The sequence below is a fragment of the uncultured Maritalea sp. genome (assembly GCF_937139385.1).
Lineage (GTDB): Bacteria > Pseudomonadota > Alphaproteobacteria > Rhizobiales > Devosiaceae > Maritalea > Maritalea porphyrae_A.
The window spans coordinates 1-8284 of record NZ_CAKZPW010000346.1 but is presented as its reverse complement, the minus strand read 5'-3'; the positions used below and the strand labels follow the sequence as shown (position 1 = coordinate 8284).

6 protein-coding genes are annotated in these 8284 nt (G+C 49.0%); 3 read left to right on the top strand and 3 right to left on the bottom strand.

Features of this window, described 5'->3' with window-relative positions:
- The first annotated feature begins 189 nt into the window (after positions 1-189).
- Positions 190-1521: an HlyD family type I secretion periplasmic adaptor subunit gene (locus tag Q0231_RS14085; protein WP_299348362.1), complete on the top strand. Its 1332-nt coding sequence runs from the start codon at positions 190-192 to the stop codon at positions 1519-1521.
- A 4-nt stretch (positions 1522-1525) separates the two neighbouring features.
- On the opposite strand, the gene dld is transcribed toward Q0231_RS14085, so the two are convergent.
- The 3 genes from dld to Q0231_RS14070 form a co-directional block, all read right to left on the bottom strand.
- A complete protein-coding gene (gene dld / locus Q0231_RS14080; protein ID WP_299348360.1) occupies positions 1526-3208 on the bottom strand; it encodes a D-lactate dehydrogenase in 1683 nt (560 codons plus the stop codon).
- 11 nt (positions 3209-3219) lie between these two features.
- Complete coding sequence (locus Q0231_RS14075; RefSeq protein WP_299348358.1) at positions 3220-5286, bottom strand: TRAP transporter large permease subunit; 2067 nt, start codon at positions 5284-5286, stop codon at positions 3220-3222.
- Positions 5287-5384: 98 nt separating this feature from the next.
- The gene (locus tag Q0231_RS14070) at positions 5385-6437 is read right to left on the bottom strand and encodes a TRAP transporter substrate-binding protein (protein WP_269393678.1); all 1053 of its coding nucleotides are present in this window, start codon (positions 6435-6437) and stop codon (positions 5385-5387) included.
- Positions 6438-6755: 318 nt separating this feature from the next.
- Here Q0231_RS14070 and Q0231_RS14065 point away from each other — a divergent pair, with 318 nt between their 5' ends.
- Together Q0231_RS14065 and Q0231_RS14060 are read left to right on the top strand one after the other, a co-directional pair.
- Complete coding sequence (locus Q0231_RS14065; protein WP_299348354.1) at positions 6756-7535, top strand: FadR/GntR family transcriptional regulator; 780 nt, start codon at positions 6756-6758, stop codon at positions 7533-7535.
- A gap of 83 nt (positions 7536-7618) precedes the next feature.
- The coding region (locus Q0231_RS14060) for an alpha-hydroxy acid oxidase (protein ID WP_299348351.1) at positions 7619-8284 on the top strand (666 nt) is incomplete at its 3' end.

Genomic DNA, 8284 nt, shown 5'->3' with positions numbered 1-8284 from the left:
GTGATCGTTCTGCATGAAGGTCGAGCGATCTTGAATGGGCCCCCTGAGCGCGTCATGCCGCAGCTCGCCGAGTTCAATAAAAAGATCGCCTAAGGTTCAATTTCTGATTTCTCAACGCGGCGCACAACACACCGTTAAGAGTAATCTGATACCATTTGTTAGTTATATATTTAGTACAGGACGTGCGTAGTGAGTTGGCTCGACCAAAAACATACAGAACTTGATGCCAAGACGCTTACGCTCCCTTTGGCACTGGAAAAAGAACATCCCCCCCAACTCTACTCGTTTGTAGTTGGCGGTTGCTTTGCGTTCCTAGCCGCCTTCATCATTTGGGCTTCTATCACCTCGATTTCAGAAGTTACGCACGCCAAGGGTCAAATCCAACCCGTAGAAAAAGTGAAATATGTTCAGCATTTGAACGGCGGCAGAATTGAAGAGCTGTTTGTCAATGTAGGCGACAGAGTTTCAGCGGGTCAGGTCCTGTTGCGGCTGAGCCCAACTGCAACCCAAAGCAATCGGGATCAATTGGAAATCAGAATGGCCGCCCTTTCCATGTCGCTAGCATCCATAGATGCCCAGCAACGCGGACTTCAAAATCCAGACTTTGGCAAAGCAGGTGAGAAATACCCCGCGATTGCGCGCACACAGATGGATGCATTTATGTTTGAGCGCACCCGCATCATGCAAGAGCAAGCCAAACTCGCCTCCCAAGTTGCAAGACGCGAACTCGAGCACCAAGCCGCCATTGCTGAACAAAAAAGCGTCGAAAAGCGATTAGCGATTACGCAAGAACGCTATGACGGCATCAAGTCCTTGGTGGAACAAGGCTTCGCACCTCGTCGCGACTTACTGTCTGCGGAAGCCGACCTTGAAGATGCAAAAGCCAGATTAATGTCATTGAAGGCGACGATTGCTACCGCAGCGGAGCTTTCGGCAGAGGCCCAGCTTCAGCTCAGCGAACAACAATCCTCAATCCAATCGCAACTTGCAAAGCAAGAAACGACAGGCCTTTCTGAACTGACTGAAATGGAAGCAGACATGCTGAAATTTCAAGAGTTGGTCGATCAACTCGAAGTAACTTCGCCAATTGATGGGGTCATCCATCAATTAGCATACAACACAGTCGGCTCAATCGCCCGTTCAGGTGAAATCATCGCCAGCATCGTACCTGATGATGGAAACTTAATTGCAGACGTCAAGGTCCGACCGAAAGACATTGGTCACATCAACGTTGGCGCCGACGCACGAATTGCGGTTTCCACTTATGACCCATTTGTATTCGGCCATCTAAATGGCAAAGTGAAGGCCATATCACCAACAACATTTGACGAAGGTGGGACGCATTTCTTCAAAGTGCAGGTGGCGTTGGAGCAAAATTTCTTAACCAACAAGGGTATCAAATACCCGGTCAACGCGGGAATGGAAGTCACAGCAGACGTATTGACCGGTGAAAAGTCACTCGCTCGCTATTTGCTGAAACCCGTATTCCGCTCTGTTGACCAAGCATTTTCTGAGCGTTGATCACCTAAGCATAGTTTCGCTTTTTCGACATTTTTCCAATGCCGGGGTTCATCGAATTCGTTGGATCTTGCGTTCGGTAGAATTCGGCGAGGTCCGGCTTTGCTGCATACATATGTCCCACATTATGCTCAGCTGGATACTCAGCACCCCGCTCGTTTAGCAGCGACAGCATTTCAACTTTCAGCGCTGCCACGTCTACCCCTTTTTTCACAATATAGTCTTGGTGAAAAACGTGGCACATAAAGTGCCCATAATAGAGTTTGTGCTCAATCTGCGCTTCTATGTGCGCAGGCAGCTCTTCAACCCAACTCATACAATTGCGAGGCAAGGCGATATCCAGCGCCAAAATGTCAGCAACCTCTTTGGAATGCACTGCCTGATAGCGCACGGCAGCTCCTGCCGCTGCAAAGCGATGCAGTTCCGCCGTTTTACCTTCACTTTGCGAACATTCAAAAAAGGCAGTGGTGCCGTTGTTTGAGAGCTCGCCAAGCAATTCACGTGCTTCATCAATGCCGCCGTCCCGCATTTTGAGGATCAAGTGATGCTCAAATCTATCTCGAAATTGCAGCATTCGATCTGGTAGCAAACCAGGCAATATGCGCCCTAAACCATGCATCAAACGATCGGTCAAATGCCGAGTTGGCGCAAACTTGTTGAACCAACTATCAAGGAAACCTTTAAGCGCAAACACTTGCGGCAATCGATCAGTACCCAATTGCTTGATCAACAAAACGGTATCCTTGCCGTACTCTTCCGAAATGTCGAAAATTGTACGATGCATATACTCAGCGCTAATGGGCAAAGTTTCAAATTCACTCAGTATTCGCCGCCGGATCGCTGTGAGATCACCAGCATCGTTGGTACCAATGTAGAAGACTTTCTCAGCCCCTGCCTTTGGATATGTGTCCTGTCGGACAGCAAAGACGGCCAGTTTACCCGCACAACCAGACGCTCCATATAGGCGGCGCTTATCCGCATTGAAGCGCGCAGGACTGGCGGCATTCACATCGCGAACACGGTCTGCATACTCTGTATCTGAAGCCAAACGATTGGTTTGACGCACTGCATCGGCGGGCAACAAACCACTGTCCAAATTTGCCAATATCCGCTCAGGCTCATCCCCCAGCTCTACGTCCAGATTATTGATCAGCTTCAATTGACCATCGGCATCTATTTGAGCAAAAAGCGCCAACTCCGTATATGAAGGCCCCCGCTCAACCAAAGCGCCGCCTGAGTTGTTGCAAACTCCACCAACTATTGATGCACCAATGCACGAAGAACCGATTACAGAATGTGGTTGCCGACCAATGGGGTCCAGCAGTTTTTCCAGATCAAAAAGCGTCGCACCAGCAAGACTTATTACCTGCTTACCATCGTCTATGAGGTGAATTTGATCGATCCGCTTTGTGTTGATTAACACAACTTCCCGATCATAAGTTCCTTTAGGCGTTGAGCCTTCCGTCAACCCGGTATTTGCAGCCTGCATGATGATGATCTTGTCGGCCCGCACCACGGCTTCCAGCACACGCCACAATTCGACAAGACTTCCAGGACGCACCACACAAAGTGCCTCCCCCTCACCCGACCGAAAGCCTTTTCTAAAGCGTTCAGTTTGGCGTTGTTCGGTCAGAACATGGCGCGCACCAACGTACGCGCGCAATTGCGCGATTAGTGTTTCATCACTCATTAGTTCAGTCCTTAATAGGCGACAGCCGGTAACCAGGTTGCCAAGGCGGGCCAAAAGAACACCAGCATGAGGCCCAGCAATTGAAGCAGCACGAAAGGCACCACACCGCGATAGATATCCATCAGCTTAATTTCCGGCGGACATACCCCTTTGAGGTAGAACAGGGCAAAGCCCACCGGCGGCGTTAAAAACGAAGTTTGCAAAGTGACCGCCACCAAAATTACGAACCAGATCAACGTCGGCTCATCAACAACATCAAAGCCCGGTATATCGAGGCCAAGACCCGCCACAATCGGCCGCATCAACGGCAAAACAATCAGTGTGATTTCAATCCAATCAAGCACAAAGCCCAGCAAAAACACGATGAACAAGATCATCAATATCGTGCCGTGCGGACCAAAGCCTGTTGAGCCAATCATATCTTCAATTAATGCATCGCCACCCAATTCTCTTAGAACATACGAGAATACCGTCGCGCCCAAGAAGATCGCAAAGATATAGGCCGTAGTGTTAAAGGTCGACTTGAGCACATTCACAAGTTTTTTTAGAGTGAGCTTGCGATAGCCAACCGCCAACAACGTCGCGCCCAGCGCACCAACGCCAGAGGCTTCGGTCGGGGTAGCAATACCCGCAAATATTGAGCCAAGCACCGCCAAGATCAATGCAAACGTTGGAAGCACCGCAATTAGCACATCTCTAACCGCTGCCCAGTCAGGGGCCACCGCCCCTTCAGGGACTGGTGCAAGTTTTGGGTTTAGATATGACACAATGAACAAATACAAAAGGTACAGCCCGCCCAAAATGACACCTGGAAACACTGCCGCCATGAACAGGTCACCAACAGACAGCGCCATCTGATCGGCCATAATCACCAGCATGATTGAAGGTGGAATGAGGATACCAAGCGTGCCAGACGCAGCAACAACCCCAGAAGCTAAGCTGCGAGAGTACTTTTGCTGCATCATTGATGGTAGTGACAATACACCAAGCAGCACAACCGATGCACCAATTATGCCCGTAGATGCTGCAAGAATGATCCCAATAACCGTTACAGTAATCGCCAATCCGCCACGTGTTTTGCCGAACAAACGCTGCATCGACGTCATCAGACGCTCAGCCACTCCACTTTCGTCAAGCATTAATCCCATAAAGATAAACATGGGCAGCGCAACCAACACCGCGTTGGACATTGTAGCGTAAATGCGGTTCACCACCGCGCCCAGAGCCAGATAGTCCAGTCCGGTCAATGTTTCTTCAAGCCCAGTCCAATTCATCGATCCGCTGTCGAACTGATAGGCAATACCACAGAAAATCACACCGACACCGGCAAGGGTCCATGCCACAGGAAACCCTGTGAAAAGCAAAGCGATAAAACTGATGAACATTGTAATCACCAGCTTTTCTTCAGTGGTTTCCACCAAGAATGTTAGCCCGTAAGCAACAAGACCAAACAGAGCAAGAGAGATGAAAATCAGTCGCAACCCCGAGCCTTTTTGGTCATTGGCTCTATTCACCCATAGCGCGTGCCCATCATGAATCAGTCGAGACACTGCGGCAAATGCCAACAAAACAAAACTGATCGGGATGACCGCCTTAAACGCCCAACGCGCAGGCAATCCGATGGGGCTGCTTGAACGTTCGTTTACACGGAAACTTTCATAAAAATAGTCAAAGCCTTGATCAATCATCAAATAGATAAACGGCGCCAGCAACGCCAATATTCCAACGACTTCAATAATCCTTTGTGCACGTTTGTTCAGCTGCATATACAGCAAATCAACGCGCACATGGCTGTCTGTCACCATGGCATATGAAATGCCAATCATGGTCACAAGACCATAAAAATGCCATTGAATTTCATCAAGCTTGGGAAAGCTCTGGTTGAGCAAATAGCGGAATAACACTTGCGTGACGATCGCACCAACGAGCAAAACATTCGCCCACATAACAATTGACCCAACGGTTTTTACAAAACGGTCGATGCCAACAGCCACTGGCTGATTGTCCATTTCTGGATGCTCACTAATATCTACATAGGCTGCGACCGGATCAACCGGATCAGTATGTGATTGCGTCATATGCCTCTTCCCCACTCTAAAAGAGGTGCGCGCTCAGTTTAAACGCGCACCAAAGTCTTGTGAGCGCCGCAAACGTCTATGCGATGCTCAATCTTGATTTACTTGCGCGGCAAGAACGCATTTTCTTTCCACAGCTGATAACCGTTGCGGAACTCCTTCATGTCAGCCAAAACCTTGGCGAAATACTCGTCGCCACCGGCTTTTTCAGCCGCAACTTCTTCCCAAGTTGAACGGAAAGTCGCAAGCATTTCTGGTGACCAAGTTTTGATGTGAACACCGTTGTTCTCAACGTTGTCGATCATCGCATCATGCTGAATGGCTTCACCTTCAGCGAAGCTGTCTGCCATAGATGCTTTACAAGCGTTTTCGGTGATCGCTTTGTGCTGTTCGCTCATTTCATTCCACTGCGTGCCATTGATCAACAACTCAAACACAGTGGCCTGTTGGTGCCATCCTGGGAAATAGTTGTATTTCACAAGCTTATGGAAGCCCAAACGTGCATCAATTGCAGGCATTGAGAATTCGGTTGCATCAATCGCGCCTTTTTCAAGCGCTGGGAAAATTTCGCCACCTGGCAACAATGAAGTTGCAACCCCAAGCTTTTGCATCACTTCGCCGCCCAAGCCGAAGAAACGCATTTTCAAACCTTCAAGATCTGCCGGCGTGTTGATCTCTTTTGCAAACCAGCCAGAAGTCTCCGGCGCGATAATCGCACAGGGAATAACGTGAATGTCGTAGCCTGCCTGATCATACATTTCTTGATAGAGTTTCAGGCCATTGCCGTAATAAAGCCATGCCATATACTCGCCTGCTTCAGGTCCAAAAGGCACAGCTGAAAACAATGGCGCTGCTGGAATTTTACCAGCCCAATAGCCGGCGGTGGCATAACCAGAGTTGATTTTACCAGAAGAAACCGCATCCAAGATCTCAAATGCTGGAACCAATTTGCCTGGCTCATAGACTTTCATTTTCAAAGTCCCGCCGGACATCAAATCAAGTTGCTCAGCAACACGAGGGATCGGTGAGCCCAAACCCGGCAAACTTGTTGAGAACGCGATCGGCGTTTTTAAGAGTACTTTGTCTGCTGCAATTGCACCACTTGTTGATGCAAGGGCTGCGGCAACGGCCACACCTGCGACTAGCTTTTTCATTGGTTCCTCCTTGATGCCCGAATGGGCGAAAAAATTCCTGCGATATACAATCCGCAATATTGGTAAATAAACTTGACCTCCTGCAGTTTGTCAAGCGACCATATTATTAGACTAACGAATAGTTAACGACTTGTCATGTCCGGATATTCACATTCATCTATGCGAATTTCCACGTTACAATTTTCAATTACTCCTTCATTTACAGCCAGTTAGCATGAAACCTTGAATTTTATCCCGCAAACTAAGCACTTGAACTCACATCCGCTTGCGTCCATTATAAGTGGATCATTTATTTTACCGCTGAACAGAGGCATTCGCTTGAGCATTCAAACAGGGATTTTTGAACCCGTCGACCACGCGTCCGTTGTTGACGCCATTGTTGAGCAGATTGAGGGGCTCATTCTTAATGGTGTTCTACGCGACGGACACAAACTGCCTTCCGAACGCGATATCTCCGAGCGTATGGCCGTTTCTAGGCCGAAAGTGCGTGAGGCACTGAAGCGGCTAGAAGACTATGGGCTGATCATTTCCCGGCATGGGGAAGGCACTTTTGTCGCGCCGCTCATTGGCTCTGCTATGTCTCCAGCACTTATCGAGCTATATGCACGACACTCTGGTGCATTCCTGGACTATTTGGAGTTTCGGCGTGAACAAGAGCAATTTGCTTCAGCACTCGCTGCAGAGCGCGCCACAAAGATCGACAAAGAAATCCTATCAGCGATTATCAGCGAACTTGAAACGGCACACCAAGTCGGTGATTTTGCGGCCTCTGAAGATGCAGACATTAGGTTTCATGTGGCGATTGTCGATGCGAGCCATAACACCCTTTTAGTGCACTCTATGTCTTCAATTTATGCACTGACCCGCCAAAACCTATTTTACAATCGAGCTGTTTTGCGCGCTAAAGATGGCGATGGGGCGAGCGACCTTTTGCTGCAACAACACCGCGCGATCTATCAAGCCATTATGGATGGCAATCCCGAACTCGCGCGAAAAGCTGCACGCGACCACATCAATTTTGTCGAACGGTCCTATCTTGTTGATCAAAACCGAGATCGCCGGGAACAAATCGCAAAACGTCGTCAAGCACTTCTCTAGAGTCCTTAAAATAGGTAAATAAACTTGACCTCTATAGCATCATTGCGCTAGCTTGCAGCCAGAATGGTGTTAGGGAGACAATTATGCGCCTCAAAGACTGCCACAATTTTCAAGACTTCAGAAAGCTAGCAGCGAAGCGCTTACCCTCCCCCATATTCAACTATATCGACGGCGCTGCTGATGATGAGATCACATACCGACGCAATACTGCAAGTTTTGACACTTGCGATCTGGTCCCCGACGTCCTTCGCGGCATCACCGATGTAGATATGTCGGTTACCGTGATGGGGCAGAAGTTGGATATGCCAATTTATTGTTCCCCAACGGCTCTACAACGCTTGTTCCATCACAATGGTGAACGTGCCGTAGCAGCCGCAGCGAATAAATACGGGACGATGTTTGGTGTATCTTCGCTTGGCACGGTCAGCATGGAAGAATTGCGCGAAAAATACGACACACCGCAAGCCTATCAGTTCTATTTTCACAAAGACCGAGAGCTCAACAAGGTCATGTTGCAGCGCGCCAAAGATGCTGGGATTGACGTGATGATGCTCACCGTTGACGCCATCGTTGGCGGCAATCGCGAACGGGACCTGCGCACCGGCTTCTCCATCCCTTTCAAATTAACATTGGGGGGCATGACCCAGTTTGCCATCAAACCAATGTGGGGGCTAAACTACGTCACCCACGAGAAGTTTAGCCTGCCCCAACTCGACGATCATGTTGATATGAGTGGCGGTGCGATGTCC

What these genes read in the sequence shown, in the direction of transcription:
- dld (WP_299348360.1), bottom strand. Translation starts at nt 3,208, where the DNA reads ATGAGTGATGAAACACTAATCGCGCAATTGCGCGCGTACGTTGGTGCG.
- Q0231_RS14070 (WP_269393678.1), bottom strand. Translation starts at nt 6,437, where the DNA reads ATGAAAAAGCTAGTCGCAGGTGTGGCCGTTGCCGCAGCCCTTGCATCA.
- Q0231_RS14075 (WP_299348358.1), bottom strand. Translation starts at nt 5,286, where the DNA reads ATGACGCAATCACATACTGATCCGGTTGATCCGGTCGCAGCCTATGTA.